Source organism: Sphingomonas populi, from assembly GCF_004208535.1.
Taxonomy (GTDB): domain Bacteria; phylum Pseudomonadota; class Alphaproteobacteria; order Sphingomonadales; family Sphingomonadaceae; genus Sphingomonas; species Sphingomonas populi.
The window spans coordinates 1-897 of record NZ_SGIS01000161.1 but is presented as its reverse complement, the minus strand read 5'-3'; the positions used below and the strand labels follow the sequence as shown (position 1 = coordinate 897).

At 59.1% G+C, this 897-nt stretch carries 1 protein-coding gene; it reads right to left on the bottom strand.

Annotated elements, in window-relative coordinates; genetic code table 11:
• Positions 1-348: 348 nt before the first annotated feature.
• On the bottom strand, positions 349-738 hold the full coding sequence (locus EWE75_RS24715) for a hypothetical protein (protein ID WP_130160649.1): 390 nt from the start codon (positions 736-738) through the stop codon (positions 349-351).
• Between the last annotated feature and the right edge of the window lie 159 nt (positions 739-897).

Genomic DNA, 897 nt, shown 5'->3' with positions numbered 1-897 from the left:
CGAATGGCATTACGGCCAGCGGTGCTATGTGCCGCACCAACAGGTCGGACACATGGCCGCACCAACCAGCAATGCGATGCTCAATATGTCCCTTGCCAACGGAGGGCCGTCCACACATGGGGCGCTTTCGGCCTGGCTGCTTTTTACTATGAGAGCCGACCGGCCACCCGATCATAGCGAACATCGTCACGCGGCGGAGATGCCCTCCGCCGCGCTTCGGCATTCCTGCGGGATTTCCGCCGCTCATCGGGCGGGCGCGTCGCCGTCGTACCCCCGGGTTACCCCACCTGCGCTGCGGCATCATGCACGCGAATGTCTGAAGGTGGGTGGAAAGCTGCCGTTGCCGTGTCAGCCGGTCTCGCTTCCATCCGCACGGCTGCCCCAGACACGTTTGACCAAGTAAAACAGTCCGAACAGAGCAAAGCCATCGACTGGGTAGAGGGGGAGGAACTCCTTCGAGCGGTGTAGGCCGAGTGGCAGAATCCAAAAGAAGAGGATCGCCGCATGTGCGATTATCCAGCCGAAAATTAACGGCTGAAACCAGCGCTGTTTGCGGTCGTCCCAAAAAATGTCCGTCATGAGAATGAACGTGGAGGCTAATATGGCCGTGATTTCACCGCCACCATCTGTCCAATGCCATCCCACCGCGATCCATGCGATCAGGCCGGTCCCGGTTGCTATCGCCCACGCGTACCTTGAGGGATGCTGTGGTTGAGAGATGTCGCTACCTTCGCTCATTGATCCGAGTTTAGGGATCGACGCGAATGTCCGCAACTGGGCGATGGCCGTCAGGCCGCTTACACGAGGGAATTCGAAGAATGTACGGTCAGCCTACTCCGTGACATCTCGCGATTGTGATCGACCGCTTCCTTACGTCGTACCCGATGTCGAGGTAGT